Origin of the sequence: Photobacterium leiognathi (genome assembly GCF_030685535.1) — a bacterium.
Taxonomy (GTDB): Bacteria; Pseudomonadota; Gammaproteobacteria; order Enterobacterales; family Vibrionaceae; genus Photobacterium; species Photobacterium leiognathi.
Map to the genome: position 1 here is coordinate 626,536 of NZ_CP131599.1, position 14,844 is coordinate 641,379.

Here is a 14,844-nt window from a genome sequence, read left to right on the forward strand (position 1 = left end):
GCTCATACCCTGATACAGAGTATAAGACACGCCTCTTTTCAATTGGTTATGCTTAGCTTGCCAATACTTGTGGCTTACGCTGTAGACTTGCAAATAGCATGTAAATTGCAGTTGCTAATAGCACAATAAAGAAGAAATCCATTAAGCCGTTTGTTTGTGCCATAAAGGTGTTTGCACCAATAGGACCAAGCGCAGAGCCAATGCTGTAGCTAAATAGCATCACTTGTGTTGCAGCAACAATGTAAGATGAATCTAAGTTGTCACAAGCCAATGTGATTGCAATAGGGTATAGCGCAAAAGACGACATACCAAGCAGTGCAAGTGCAGTTACTAACACAGTAAAATCAGATGATAAATGGGTAATACCCATAGCAAATACACCAACAAGCGACATCAATGCTAGCAGTAGTGTTTTACTCATTTTCACAGAGATCTTACTGATGATAGGTTGGATCACCATACCACCAAGAATGATCGATGCCATTAATACGCCCACTTGGTTAGTTGAAAGTGAGCTTTGCTTTAATGCAAGTGGCATTAAACCGTAAATACTGCCCATTACTACGCCAGAAGTCATGCAACCAATAATTGCAGGTTTACTTAAACGTGTAATTTGCTTAAACGATAATACTTGGTGCGCATCGTTGCTTGGTTGACCTTGTTTAACCAGTAACGGTGGTAAAATAGCGATAAGTAATAACGCCATAACAACCATAAAAGGAATAAAACCTTTAACGCCAAATACACCCACAGCTAATTGACCAATTGTGGTACCACCGTAAAGCGACGTCATGTAAAAGCCTAAACGTTTCGCACGCTCTTTTTGGTTATCACCAATCAATAGCCAAGATTCAACAACGACAAAGATCCCAGCAACAGCCATACCCGCGACTAAACGTGCAAATAACCATACTTCCTTATTAGGAAAAATAGGCAATACAACAACAGTTGCAGCAAGTAAGCTTAAGAAAGTAATAAATGCAACACGGTGACCAATCTTTGCAATGATTGGCTCAATCATCATTGATCCTAGAAGAAGACCAACATAATAAATGCTCGCTAACCAACTGGCATAAGAACTATCAATATTAAAATTACCTAATGATAGTGGGATCAGACTCATTAGATAGCCTGATGCAATTGCGAATACCGTTAGTCCTGCAACTGGCACAAAAACGCTATTGGTTGCGCGAGAAGTAGTGATGTCTTGCACTACCTTGATCTCCAAATAAAAGAGGTTGTAATTAACTGTCTTTATTAAGAATTTAACGCTATGAATGCGAATATCCAGAAATCAAGGAATGATCACTGGAGCTAGAAGACAGCACTGATTATAAAGGTGTTTCGACTGAAAACGCGGCGATTATTCATCTAATATTCACATTAGTAAAATGAGAAAAACTAATGAGAAAATGCATTTCTGATAATATTCAATAATGACGAAAAATAATCATTAGAGTTGTGTTTATTCTAATGGTCATAGGAAAGAGGATTTATTGCTTAATATATTTATTATTAAGGGATTAGCGCAGAAATGAGCTAATAAATGTGATTTTCAGCCAAAGAAATAGTTAGTGTTGTAATCGTTGCTTTATGTATAAAAAGCACTAATTTGGGTTAAATTTTTTTAAAATTGTATATACCCAAGCGACTTCAATATGCTTGATTCAGAGCGAAGTCACTGAGTTGAATTCAAGGAAGACAACGAAGCGGAATAGCGAGCTCTTTCCAAGTTGTCTGACGCAAGAAGCCAGCTCAGTGACACGCTCCCAAAGGGCGAGCGTCCTTAGCTCTCAGACTTTGTTAACGATTCTCAATGTAGAACCACTATATCTTCGAATCGTTGCCGCGCCCGAGAACTAAGGTCATCTCGCTGAACACTGCATCTTGAGGTTGCTTGGGTATAAGCCAACTAGCAAACTAACACGATGTTTGGATTACAAATAATAAAAAACCACCTGCTATAACAAAGTAGTGTTAAGGCGAGGTGGTTTTTAGATAAAAGCTATCAATTAGCGTTTATTTTTCAGGTAGCGCTTACGGCGTTCTTCTTTCGTTTTTGCTTTTTGCTCTGCTTTACGTTCAGCTTCAATGGCAACATCAATTAACTCTTGAGTGATCATCTCTGGATGCTCTAGAGTAATGTGACCCAGTGTACCGTTGCGTAATTCATTGATGAGAATGACAGACGCTTTGTGCAAGTCAACACGACCTCCACCTTTTAAACAACCACGCTTGCGTCCGATCTCTTCCATTAGCTCAATTTCAGATTCAGGCAGAGCATCATCAAGGCTATAACGTGCCTTAATCATATCTGGGTATGCTTTGATCAGGTACTCAATTGTAAAGAAAGCCACATCGATGTAATCCATCGCTGTATCTTTAATTGCACCTGTTGCAGCAAGGCGGAAACCACTGTGAGGGTTTTCAACTTTCGGCCATAGAATTCCCGGTGTATCAGAAAGCAGTACGCCGTTATCTAGGTTAATGCGTTGCTGTTGGCGTGTTACAGCGGGTTGGTTCCCCGTGATAGCTACAGTTCGGCCAGCAAGTGCATTGATAATGGTTGATTTACCAACGTTTGGAATGCCCATGATCATGGTACGAATTTTTTTGCCTGCTTCTTCACGGTGAGGTGCAAGCTTACGGCATAAATCCATGATCTGGTTAACTTCGTTGATATTTTCAGTGGTGATTGCAATCGCTTTAACGTTTTGTTCTTTTTCTAAATGCTCAATCCAAAGTTGAGTCATTTCGGGATCAGCTAAGTCACGCTTATTTAGTACTTTAACGACAGGCTTGTCGTTTTTATCACGAAAAGTTTTGATCAGTGGGTTTTCACTACTAAACGGGATGCGAGCGTCTAAAACTTCAATGATCACATCAACTTTCGGTAGCGCTTCCTCAATCTCTTTACGAGCTTTGTGCATATGGCCCGGAAACCACTGGATACTGTTACTACTCATTTGATTTATATACTCTTTATTTGTTCTGTGTGTCCCTTGGGGTACAACCAGGGGTACTAAAAGTTTCTGCTAGGGAGATAGATACTTTATCGTTAATAAAGACTTTACTGCCAAGCGCTTAAAATTGTGGCTAAGTTTATCATAATTGATGTGAGTTGACTCTCTACTAGCAAAGCTATCGTTTTAGTTTCTATGTGAACGACGCAGAACGGTCTTTGTTAACTCAACCTTGCTTTTTGCTCCCGAAACTTAAACAGTCGTTGGTTTAATTGAACAACAACGTTGGACACGAGATATTGAAAATCGCGTGCAGGGGCACCAGCATGCAACTCGACCATACGAAAGAAAGTTATAAATGGGTGCAGCATCTCGGCATGTCGCAGAGCGACTAGGCGATAAAATGTTAGATATTATTTCTGTGTGATACCTAAAAGAACAAATACGGCTTCAATTCCTCAAAGTTCCCCACAATAATCTGCTGCCCTTTAGGATTCGAATCTAGCACATTAATATCGATGTTGTAGCTATCGAGAACATAGCGAACCAAAGCAGCATTGGTTGGTATTGTGAGTGTACCATTTTCCATACCGTAGTCATGGGCAACGACAGCTGCCTGAGCTTCTGTCAGTCTTGGGTCAGGTATCAACTCAATAGTGAGAGGAGTATTCCATCGGTCATCGTTGGACTTCCCCATTATATTTTTAGCCTCAAGGTATGGAATGCCTCTTATACGGCTGAGGACAAAATCACGATAATCATTTGCATATTCACAATAGGCCCGAACATGCCAGCGTAGAGTTGTGCAAACGAGGGAATGAGGAGAGATAATCCTTTCTACTTCTAGCCCATCTTTTAGCGATGTGTAGCTTATATCGACACGTTTTTTCTCTCTGATAGCTTGAACTAAAGGACGCAAGATTTGTGGTGATATATTACGAGTTACAGGGCGGATCATGGCAACATTTTCAAAACCCATATCCAGTTCTTTAAATGTGATGGTCATATCTGCACTTCTTGAAAGTATGTGCAAATATTCATCAGCATGACCTTTTGTTACTTGTGGGCTAAAGCCATCACTGGGCTTGTAGCCTTTCAGCTGTTTATCATAAACAAGGTTTCCTGGCGCGATATCTGTTAGATAGGTGTTGATGTCTTTCGAAGCTTGCTGCCTACCAATGCCAAAGCTCTTGATCAAGTGATTGGTTGTTAACCGTCCTTCCCACAGTGCGATGACTTCTATCATTCTGTAGCGGAACAGTAGATCCCAACGTATTGACCATTTGCTCATCATCTAACTCCTGTCTATTTATGCGATGTGTGTATGTAATCAGTATTTACCTGTCGTCATTGGCGTCATAATATTTTAAGGGTATCTAAGAGTCAACGCAGAACAAGGTTTGTTGGGATCTAATTTTACAATTAAGGCAATGACAGATGGCGGCACCTAAAAGTCTCACCTTTCATCTACACCAACATTGGGAGGTGGTTGAACAGTTAACTCGGCTTTCGAGAGAGTTTCCAGCATTTGAGCTAAGAGTACTTGAGCAAGTGATCAACCAGTACAAAAGTAAAAATATGGAAAGTAATGCTGTGCTCACCAGCCTTGTTAATGCAGATATATTGCAGCCTATCAATCGCAGTAGCGATTATCAGCTAAACACGCTAGTTGTAGACTTTGTCAGAGGCTTAACCCAAGAACATGAGTTAGGTCTATCAGCAGTGCTAAAAGCGCGAGTGGATGCGATTAAAGTCGCCACCAGCCAAGTGTTAGAAGGGCTCGATGTGGCTGACAACGATTTACTTCGTACTGGCGCGAACAGGCTGTCGGAACTGGTTAGAAAAATTACCCAACAGTTAATTCAGGACAAACAAGCCATCTTTGAAATAGCAGAAGTGGCGAAGTCTGCGAATACCAGTGTCCCAATTGAACGCCGTTACCGTGAAGTGTTGGAGGTGTATGACCAATACGTAGAACCCATGAATGAAATGATGGATAGCGGTCTTGGAGGTAGTTTCTACCCCTTATTAGAAAAGGCTGAAGAAGCACTCGATACTGCCGTTGACATACTTTCCATGCGCGGGTCTTTGTATCAACAAAGGCTGGCAATGCGTCAGATAGCTTATCAAGTCAAAGATCTTCGATATCAAGGACGAGTCATTGCTCAGCAATGTGCCGACACTTTGTTGCCATTAAGAGAGGAAGCTAGGCAGCACAATCAACTTTCAGTGGTGATTAGCAAGCAGCTAAGCCAAGTTCGTAAGAAGGGTTTAGCGCGAGGACTGAATGCCGAAGGTTTGCCTATGTGGAAAAGTAGCCGCGTGACTAAAATTCAATTGGGTAATGAAGTACGTGAGTTGATGGCAGAATTTTTGGACTTTGAGCCTAGCTCGATACCGTTCCCAGATGAAGAGGAAGTCCCAACCAGTCCAATGATCAACTGGGTTGATGAAGAGCTTCTGAGGAAACAACTTGCTGACTCGCTACCGATCAAGAATCTAATGACGTGGCTCAGAGAAAACTACCAGTGTATACCAGATGCCGAGCTGTTGCGGCTCTATCACGAGCTTGTCCGTGACTCTCAGTGGCAAAGCACATTAGGGGCGAGCTCAAGTACTACAATGCTAAACACAGTAGCCGTAACCTACCACCCTCACGAAATTAAGATGTTGATTGGCTCAACAAATGCGAAGGATATTGATAATGCAAACGAGCAAAATCGATTTAAATGAGCTGGCTCATTTGACTGAGCTATTTAACCTTTTTAACTCTGGTCGGCATCTCAACCGCTCGACGGATGTAGCTCTATGGCATGAGTTAGAACAGCTATCAGAGCAGTACCAGCGCCTATTTACTAGCTTAGGTTTTGATTTGCGCATTGATGGACGGGGTTTTGCTTGGTTTCATGATGAAGAAGGTAACCCGAACATCAATAAACAATCACGCCAGTTAGGACTATTGCTGATGGTGATATTTGACCATCAAGCTGATAGCGGCCGCTCTCTTGGTCAGTTTTACCAATGGACGATTGATAATGCCTTGCTAGCTGAGGTCTATGAAAAGCATCAAGAGCTTTTGGATGCAGAAGAGATCGACCTGGATGGATTAGCAAAGATACTCGATAATGCGGTGCGAAAAGGTTTTGCTGTTCGAGAGAGCAATCATTGGCGTTTGCTGCCTTCGGTATATCGCTACCTAGATCATTTCGAAGCTATTACAGAACAAGCATCTGAAAGCGATGTGGCCGCTTATGAGGAATGTGTATCATGCTAAGTTACGGTTTCCAACGTTTAGCGTTAATTGGCAGTGCTGGTTATCAGCGAGCTGAACTTCCCCTTGATGACTCCGTATCATTAATCGCACCAAATAACCACGGTAAAACAAGCCTAATCAACGCACTCTAATTTCTGCTCATCATCGATCAAAGAAGGATGGATTTTGGCTCTCATACATTAGAGAAAGCTCGCCGTTTTTACTTCCCGAACAATAGCGCTTACATTCTGCTCGAAGCCATCCTGCCACAAACTGGCACTGTGGTGTTTGGCTGTGTTGGTAAAGGGGTAGGTTATGACTACGAATACTTCGCTTATAAGGGAGAATTAAACTTAGATGATTTCCGTATGGATGATGGCAATATTGTTGCACAACCTAAGTTAGTCAATCACTTAGCGACAAAACAACATCGAGTCTATAAATTCAATGATAAAGAGTTCAGACACTCGATTTATGGTGGTGCAAAAAGTAAGAGGACCAGCGAAATCGATTTTACGGTGTTTAAACTTGAACACATAAGTGACGCTCGTTCGTTCCAGCAAGTCCTCACCAAAACGCTCAGGCTCGACAAGCTAAACTCTAGTGATGTGAAAGACTATTTGTTGAAGATATTTAGTCGAGAGTTACCGAATTCTAGCATCGATTTTAAGCAGGAGTGGGAGAAAGCATTTCAAGACATCAATCTAGAACGCGAGCAGTACCTAGCAGTCCTTAACAATCTGGAAACGATTCAAGAGCTCGAACAAAAGTTTGGACGTACCTTGTCGCTACGAGGAAAGATCGCCGTATCCCAGCTGAATGTTAATGAATTGCTGCAGAATTGGCATGGTCATGTTCAAACGCTGACTGAGAACCTATCAACGCAAAAAACTAAGCTTGAGCAAACACAACGTGAGCTCCGAAGCCAAGACATCGCCCGTGCAGGAGAACGTACAGACTTAACCAATAAACTGGAAGAGTTAAATCGTATAGAGATGCAGCGACAAGAGTTGGAAGAGCGGTTTACTTTGATCCCGGATCAATCGTTTTTAGAGAGTCAATTAAAAGCTGCGGAGCAAAAATATGATTCCCAGGCTGCCTTGTGTGTTCAATCACAGCGGTCCTCTTCTGTTGCGATTGGCAAACAGTTGAAAGAGAAAGAAGATCAGCTGCAAAGTTTGCACTCTCAACATCAAACTTTGGGTGACAATTTATACCTTCATCTTTCTAAAGTGCTTAATGTAGATGAGTTAGAAAAGCTGAACAAAGTGCTTAGCCAACGAGTAATGCTTCGCAGTATTCGTTTGACATCAATCAGCTTCGACACATGCTCAATGGTGAATCTTCTGAGCAACTCTCGCTTTCAGGTATAAAACTTTCCCTTGGGGAGCTTATTCCACAGCATGTTCAAAAAACAGAGCAGGAGTTGGTAGAGGAAATAGGTGATGTTAATAAGCAAATAACGGAATTAAAACAGCTTCTTGCAGTAAGTAGAGAAAGTGAAGCCGCTGAGAGTAAAAAGAATGAATTAAATCAAACAGTAAAACAGTGTGAACAGGACTTGAGGGACTACGATCAACTGCAACAATTAACAAAAGGCAAGGCGCAGAGAAACGAGCAAAGGCAGACATTTGAGATCCAATTGGTAGCGATTAATACAGCTCTTGAGAATGCAGACAAGAAGCACAATGAATTGGCACAGCAAATTGGTGAGATTGCGGATAAATTAAGTCAGCTGTCTTCGGACGTTAGCAGTGTTGAAAAGCTAAAAAATCAGAGAATTGATGATCAAGTGCTGTTTAACGCTCTTTCGGAGCAACCCCATACGCCTTGGATTATTGAGGATGAATGGTCTCTCGAGTATCTACCTGCTCGACTTGAACAGTACATTGAGGATTGCAAAGATCTCGATAAGTTGTCCAAAGAATTGCGACAAATGAAAAATGACTTGAGTCAAAAAGGCCTCACTAAGTTTCAGATGGCACAAACTCAGGATGAAGAGTTAAAAGGCATCATTAAATTCAGTTATTGTTTGGATGATGAGAAGAAAGCACTGGAGAGACGTGCCCGCTCGGCAGTGGTAAACGTTACTGCGAGTCTAAGAGAACTACGTAGTGGACTCTATTCACTACAAAGCAAGATGAAGGAATTCAACCTGCTAATTAGTCACAGGCAGTTATCAGATCTCAAAACTTTCAAAATTGAACCAGTTGAGGAGAGCCAGCTTGTAGATGCGATGAATGTACTGATACAGCAAGCAGAGCAAACTGAAAGTGGTCAGAGTTTCGAGCTGTTTGACCAAGGCAGTATTCTCGATGATGCAGAGTTAGACCGAGCGAAAAGCTTGCTGATAGAAGAAGGAAACGCTCGCCAAGGTCTAAGAGTTGCAGATTTGTTCAGGCTTGAGTTTGTCGTTGCCAAGCAAGGGCAGCAACCAGAGTCATTTGAAGATATTGACAGTGCGGCTTCTAACGGAACCGTATTGATGGCTAAGCTTGTGACTGGTCTGGCGATGTTGCATCTAATGCAAGATAAACGTCACCAAATGAAAGCGGTATGTTATTTGGATGAGGCGTTGGCTCTGGATACCAAGAACCAAGCTAACTTGATAGAGATTGCTAATCAGTTCGGTTTTGCATTGATTTTTGCCTCACCAGCACCGTTAACCACAGCACGTTATTGTGTCCCAATTCATCAAGCGAATGGCAAGAACCACATCAGCAAAAATAGTTGGCAGATCTTCGAACCAATTGAGAGCCAAGAACTATCGCAACCACAAGTGGAGCCATCACTATGAGCCAGGTATTGGTTAAAGCACTAACGCGACTAATCGAGGTGTACCCTGATTCCATTGCTGGAAGCACATTGACGCTATCTCAGAAGAAGCAGCTTGATGAGTTCAGCCGCAAAACTCAGAGCGTACAAGTGACTCCTAAAGGCCGTGGTGTTGTCTACCTCATTCTAGATATGGATGTCGTCAAAGTCACACTTGAGCAGTTGGCACCAAATCAAAATGTGTCTCCATCGGCCCCGCAAAGAGCTATAAACATCGCCTCTACACGCAGCAGTAAAAGAGGAAGAGTAGGTCACGACGTCACCTACGTGCTGGCTAAAGTGGTAGCGAATCCATTATGGCAGGTTTCTGGAGTACTAACAGAGCACTTAAATGCATCGACAGAAAAGTTTGGCGTTTTTTCCCTTGAGGTGGGTGGAGAAAGAAATAGGGATCTTACCACTCATCATTCTATTTGGCTGGTGGAAAACCAAGCATTGTTTGACCGTCTAGATTGGCTACCCAATAACGAACCCACAACCATTATTTGGTATCGAGGGCAGCTACACAACAAATTGATCGAGTGGCTATCAGTGCCTGAAAGGGCGTCAATGGTCTACTTTTTTGCCGACTACGATGGAGTAGGGCTGAATAACTTCCGACGCCTGAAAGAGAAGTTAGGAGAAAGAGCCGAGTTTTGGATGATGCCTAACTGGAAAGCACTCTTGAACCGTTACGGGCAAAACCAACTTTGGGTTGATACTGCAAGAGAATTCACCTCATTTATTGAGAATAGTAGTAATTTATTGACTAAATCCTCTCATCTACAAGCGCTAGTTCTAGAGATGCAAACGAACGGGTTAGCACTTGAGCAAGAGTCCATTTGGCTTAGTAAGAAATAGGCTAGTGAATTGAGTAGGTGACCAAATTTAATGTACCACTACAATCATAATTGCGGTGAGATAACGCTTTACTGCTAAGTAAACTCATTGTTACTTGATTGGTTTTAATGCAGATCAATGCCCATCCATGGCAAATGACATGGATGGGAGAGGGAAGTTAAGCTGTAGGGTTCTGAATTGCAGAGACAAACAGATCCACTTCTTTTGATAACAATTGCAGCAGAGTGTGGTTATCAAGTTTGTAGATTTCATTTTCAATGTAGATAAAAGATTGATAAATCAACTTCTCTTGCTTTGAAATCTGTTTGAATAGCTCTGTATGATTTTGTGATTTTTCTAGTGTTCTTTCTAATTCTTGTAATGAGGCAATTGCACTGTCGAGATCATTGCTAATCGTTGCGTCAAATGGCAATGATTGTTTATTTTCATTCAGTTGAGTCAAAATACGTAAAATGATATTTGAACTTCGGCTACATAGCAGAATGTGTTCACAAGTCTGAGATTTTCTATGTGGTTCACCTAAATACCCCATCCAATGATCAAACAAGTTAGTATCATTAACAACACAATCTTGGTAGTGACGTTGTAATTCAGATGTCACATTATCTGATTTGTCACCTATATATGTTTTTAATGAATCAAGATAACTCATATAGCCTTTGACTGTTGTGGTTAACTGAATTGGAAATGATTTTTTCTTCCAACCAGGGGTTAATATGAAAACAAAGAATAGCGGTAAGAATACGCCAAGAACCGTGTTATCAAGTCGTGGCAGCATAATGTTGTCACCTTGACCGTTAAGCGAGAAGCCAGCGAATACAAAGAGAGTGACGAAAAATACTGCAAAACCATAATGACGAGCTGCGGTATGGAAAAAGAGCACCACAGCAATACAGAAGATGAAAGGCAGAATATCACTTGATACTTGGAAGTGAAGTAAGCCTCCTACAACAATTAAACCACAAATAGTCCCTGTTAAACGTTGTAGTAAGCGTGTCCAAGTCATTGATAGGTTAGGGCGTAGAACTAATAAACTTGTCATTAACGTCCAGAAGCCAAACTCTAAGTTTAAAGCACGTACAATGATTAATCCTGCCGCTAAACTTAACGTTCCTCGTAATGCATGACGGAAGTAGCTCGACTTTAATGTCATCTGACTTGTTAATTTAGCGAGGATCTCATTCCACTTCCATGAAATAACAATCGGCTTAATGACACCAGAGTTTTTTACTTCATTGATTTGTTGACTCAACTGTAGAAGTGACAGATAGATGATATCGAGCTTATTAATGTAAGCATAAGCGGCAATGGCTTCTTCTTGTAATGCTGGTTGTACCGAAAATCGGCGTAACGCATCAAAATCAATATCAGGTGTCGTGATGCGATTAACGTTATCGACAGTCACTTGTGCTAAATATTGGCTAATTTTCAAGTTTGCTTGATGGATGCTTTCTAACCATTGTGGACAAGCCTGTTTTAATTTTGATGTAGGCGTGAAGTAGAGCAAACGTGTTTGTTCATTAATACGTTCGGCAATGGTCAAAAATCGGTAGATATCTTGCAGTTTTGCGCTGTCTTCACAAGCAGTAAACTGCTGATGTACTCGATTTTCTAATGTGTGTGATAAGCCTGCTATTTGTGAACGTAACTGTGCAGATTCAATGAAAAGTTGATTGTTATCTGAAGTAAAGATAAAGCCATGATCGTGTGCCATCACTTTTTTAGCGAGTGCTTGATAGAGATCGGACAGAATATCTTTGGATTCTTGGTTCGGTAAGAAGTAAATCGCTAATGCTTGCCAAAAAATATACCAAAGCGCACCACCAGTTAACCACATAGGGACAAGCCAAATGGGTCTTCCATCCATATGAAGTAGCATAGCGTAAATAGCCAATAGAATAGAGGCGAACCCAATCGCACCCAATCTCGGGCTGAGTACAGCGAGCATAAATAAGCTGAAGCTCACAATAGTAAGACTAATAACAAAGAGCACTGAATGTGAGAAAACAGCTTCTGTTCCTAAACTGATCAAAAAGAACAGTGGAATTGTGATAATAAAATCTAAAATGCGGTAGCGAGTAACACTGGAGGTATCAGCAAAACCACAACTAATACTACCGAGTGAGAACGCGATCCCCATCGTGACATGTCCCATAAGAAACAAAGGTACGGAACATGTGATGAAACTAAAGGCTGCAATGTTTGTTCTGAAATTGAGAAACGTCCGTAGTGTAGGATACCGGAGCAATAAATTAGATAGATTCATAATTTTAGTATGTTTATAGGGTGTAATTTACCTTGTTAATCATAATCCCTTTTACAAAAGAGTGAAGCCTTTTGGGTATATTTAATTAATGGATGATTACAAAAAAAGATGTTTATTTATTTCTATCTAATGAATGTTTATTCTCAAATGTCGATTTTATATAAATATGTTTTTTGTAGAAGAGAAGCATATTATTTTATATTCATAGCAGCGCTGGTTATTTAATCTAATATTATTTCCCACATTATTAAAAACATAATAATAGTAATGATTTTAATATTTATCCTATTTTAAAACATACAATACTAATTGTGACTATAAGCATGTTTTACGCAGTGATATGAAAATAACCACTTGATTTATTGTGGATATTTTTGCGTCAAGAAGTTGACATAAATATCAATAAATTTATTGATATATCTCATTAATACTGTTTATTATTCATTTCCAATAAGTTACCAATACAACAAACAACATGGAGAAAGTTGTTAATGTCATTGCTTAAGGATATGTCTGTTAAGTTACAAATAGCATTACCTGTAATATTTATTGCTATTTTATTATGCATTGCACTATTTATGGGACGAAGTAATTTAATAGAAAGTGTCGATAAAATGAATGTAACCACTTCTCAAGTTGTGGAAGCAAAAGACAGTACGGCGATGTTAATTAGCAGTAGTTACGCAATGCGTGTAAGTGCTATTTATGCTATTTACGATAAAAAATCATTGCCTCGTTTGTCAAAGTCATTAGACAGTAGCGAGTTAACTAATCAAGCCGCTATTTTACAGTTACAAAAAATTCCAGAAATTAATAAAGAGCTAGAATTATTTCGTACAGCGATGTTGGCTTATATCAATTTTAGCCGCGATACGGTGCTAGATATTTTAGATAAAAGACATGCTGGCAATATCGCAGACTCAGAATATCAACAGTTCATTGTTAAGTATCGTCAACTCGGAGACGATATGATCGCTGCTATCAATGCGCTAGATGAACGCGTAAATGCGACTGTAAATGCATATATAAAAGAGCAAAAAGCGGAACACAGTAAGGCGATTAACCAAATTGGGGTTGAGTTTATTATTACTTTACTGATTGCTCTCGCCATCTGTTTTGTTATTGGTTCAATGATTGTTAAACCGATTACTGTTTTGCAACGCGCAATGCAAAAAATAGCAGAAGGTAATTTGCAGGATGAAATTAATGTTGATGGCACCAATGAAGTTGGCGAGTTAGCGAAGAACCTTAATCGTATGATCCGCAAATTGCGCTCAACGGTGACAGTGCTTAATGATGTCGGGCGTAATGTTGCATCATCATCGACAGAGTTATCGACAGTAATGAAAGACTCTGAGCAACATGCCAACGATCAAGTTATCGAGATTGAGCAAGTGGTAACAGCGATTGATCAATTGACCACAACAGCACAAGAAGTCACGCAAGCGGCACAGAAATCCGATGAAAATGCTAAGAGTGCAAGTGACTTAGCGATTAAGAGCCTAGATTTATTTTCTAACAATCAGCAAGCTAATGAAGAGATGGCACATTCATTAATGGAAGCGGCAGAAGTGGTTGCGCAGCTTAAAGTACAATCCGCGCAAATTAGCCAAGTGATTGACTCTATCCAAGGGATTTCAGAACAAACTAACTTGCTAGCGCTAAATGCTGCGATTGAAGCGGCACGTGCAGGGGAAAGTGGTCGTGGTTTTGCGGTTGTTGCTGATGAGGTTCGTCAATTAGCGGCAAGAACACAGGATTCAACCAAAGAAACGCAGCAAATCATTGAGCAATTACAAGCACAATCGACATCTGCGAACGAGCGTATGCAATCAGCGATAGATACATTAGAGAATAATAAAGTGGTTTCAAGCCAAGCTAATGAAGCATTAGAAGGTATTACTGCTGCAATTTCCATGAATAGTGATATGAATACTCACGTAGCTACAGCATCAGAGGAGCAGTTACAGGTCACCATGGATATCAGCAATAGCATTGAAAATATTCACCATATTATTCGTCAGAATGCATCAGGACTCAGTCAGTGTACCATTGCTAGTAAAGAGCTATCAGATTTGGCTGAAAAGCAAAGTGAGCAGCTAAAGTATTTTACCTGCTAGTTGGCAGTATACATTATGGTGGAATTGCAAATCACACCTTTTCTAATGAATTGTCTTCTACAGACCAATTACTCCTAAGTTTTGAAAAACTTTATTCTAAATCCTAAGTGAAAAAATGCCGTTATAAAAACAGAATACTGTATTTGATAACGGCATTTTTGTATCAGTAAAAGTTTAGAAAACTTATTGGTTAAGCTTCGCTTTTGCTTCTTCTACTTTAGTGAAATCTAAGCCTAATTCTTCAACAGCTTCTTTAATTAGCACTGGGTTTTGCATTACCTGCGCCATTAACGCCTGCAGTTTATCTTGAGGTAAACCTAGCTGACTAATTGTTGTCATTGCTGCAAGAGGATTTTGCGTCAACGTTAGGAAGATCTCGTTGATTTGTTCATCACTGATATTGTTCTCTTTCAACAGGGCAATAATTGGGTTCATCACATTACCTTTAACAACTAAATAAAATAAGTGTGCAGTTTAGCATTTGGCTCGATGAGAGTGTACTGAGAACTTTCGCCATCACGCGACTTTAGACTTATCTTTTATAAATTAAATTTTATTAATCATTTC

Annotated in this window: 12 protein-coding genes and 1 pseudogene; 8 read left to right on the forward strand and 5 right to left on the reverse strand. The window is 40.3% G+C overall.

Translation table 11 applies throughout. From position 1 onward, the window contains the following. Positions 1–52: 52 nt before the first annotated feature. Entirely contained in the window at positions 53–1,213 is a 1,161-nt protein-coding gene (locus Q7674_RS02915; RefSeq protein WP_045065050.1) for an MFS transporter, read from the reverse strand. A 799-nt stretch (positions 1,214–2,012) separates the two neighbouring features. Next, positions 2,013–2,966, reverse strand: coding sequence for a ribosome biogenesis GTPase YlqF (gene ylqF, locus Q7674_RS02920; RefSeq protein WP_045065052.1), 954 nt, complete (start codon positions 2,964–2,966; stop codon positions 2,013–2,015). Positions 2,967–3,180: 214 nt separating this feature from the next. On the opposite strand from ylqF, the pseudogene Q7674_RS02925 reads away from it, so the two are divergent. After that, positions 3,181–3,387: pseudogene (locus Q7674_RS02925) on the forward strand (IS4 family transposase); the annotation flags it as partial. Between the two features lie 6 nt (positions 3,388–3,393). Here the strand turns inward: Q7674_RS02925 and Q7674_RS02930 are convergent. Next, positions 3,394–4,254, reverse strand: coding sequence for a helix-turn-helix transcriptional regulator (locus Q7674_RS02930; RefSeq protein ID WP_305422602.1), 861 nt, complete (start codon positions 4,252–4,254; stop codon positions 3,394–3,396). 146 nt (positions 4,255–4,400) lie between these two features. Between Q7674_RS02930 and Q7674_RS02935 the strand changes: the two genes are divergently transcribed. From Q7674_RS02935 to Q7674_RS02960, 6 genes are read left to right on the forward strand one after another with little or no spacing between them, the layout of a single operon-like run. After that, the gene (locus Q7674_RS02935) at positions 4,401–5,696 is read left to right on the forward strand and encodes an MksB family condensin complex protein (protein ID WP_305422506.1); all 1,296 of its coding nucleotides are present in this window, start codon (positions 4,401–4,403) and stop codon (positions 5,694–5,696) included. After that, on the forward strand, positions 5,668–6,237 hold the full coding sequence (locus tag Q7674_RS02940) for a condensin complex protein MksE (protein ID WP_045065057.1): 570 nt from the start codon (positions 5,668–5,670) through the stop codon (positions 6,235–6,237). Before Q7674_RS02935 ends, Q7674_RS02940 begins: the two co-directional genes overlap by 29 nt. Next, positions 6,231–6,368, forward strand: coding sequence for an ATP-binding protein (locus Q7674_RS02945; protein ID WP_237156737.1), 138 nt, complete (start codon positions 6,231–6,233; stop codon positions 6,366–6,368). Before Q7674_RS02940 ends, Q7674_RS02945 begins: the two co-directional genes overlap by 7 nt. Before the next feature lie 27 nt (positions 6,369–6,395). Continuing rightward, positions 6,396–7,589, forward strand: coding sequence for an Mks condensin complex protein MksF (locus Q7674_RS02950; RefSeq protein ID WP_237156738.1), 1,194 nt, complete (start codon positions 6,396–6,398; stop codon positions 7,587–7,589). Next, positions 7,544–9,013 (forward strand): Mks condensin complex protein MksF, encoded by a 1,470-nt coding sequence (locus Q7674_RS02955; protein ID WP_305422508.1) that lies wholly within the window; start codon positions 7,544–7,546, stop codon positions 9,011–9,013. The genes Q7674_RS02950 and Q7674_RS02955 overlap by 46 nt, the downstream gene beginning before the upstream one ends. After that, entirely contained in the window at positions 9,010–9,891 is an 882-nt protein-coding gene (locus Q7674_RS02960) for a DUF7281 domain-containing protein (RefSeq protein WP_045065058.1), read from the forward strand. Before Q7674_RS02955 ends, Q7674_RS02960 begins: the two co-directional genes overlap by 4 nt. 157 nt (positions 9,892–10,048) lie before the next feature. Here the strand turns inward: Q7674_RS02960 and Q7674_RS02965 are convergent, their stop codons facing one another. Next, the gene (locus tag Q7674_RS02965; RefSeq protein WP_305422511.1) at positions 10,049–12,046 is read right to left on the reverse strand and encodes an FUSC family membrane protein; all 1,998 of its coding nucleotides are present in this window, start codon (positions 12,044–12,046) and stop codon (positions 10,049–10,051) included. A 602-nt stretch (positions 12,047–12,648) separates the two neighbouring features. On the opposite strand from Q7674_RS02965, the gene Q7674_RS02970 reads away from it, so the two are divergent. Further along, entirely contained in the window at positions 12,649–14,277 is a 1,629-nt protein-coding gene (locus Q7674_RS02970; protein WP_045065062.1) for a methyl-accepting chemotaxis protein, read from the forward strand. Between the two features lie 183 nt (positions 14,278–14,460). On the opposite strand, the gene Q7674_RS02975 is transcribed toward Q7674_RS02970, so the two are convergent. Then, complete coding sequence (locus tag Q7674_RS02975) at positions 14,461–14,712, reverse strand: DUF2999 family protein (protein WP_008989100.1); 252 nt, start codon at positions 14,710–14,712, stop codon at positions 14,461–14,463. Positions 14,713–14,844 lie beyond the last annotated feature (132 nt).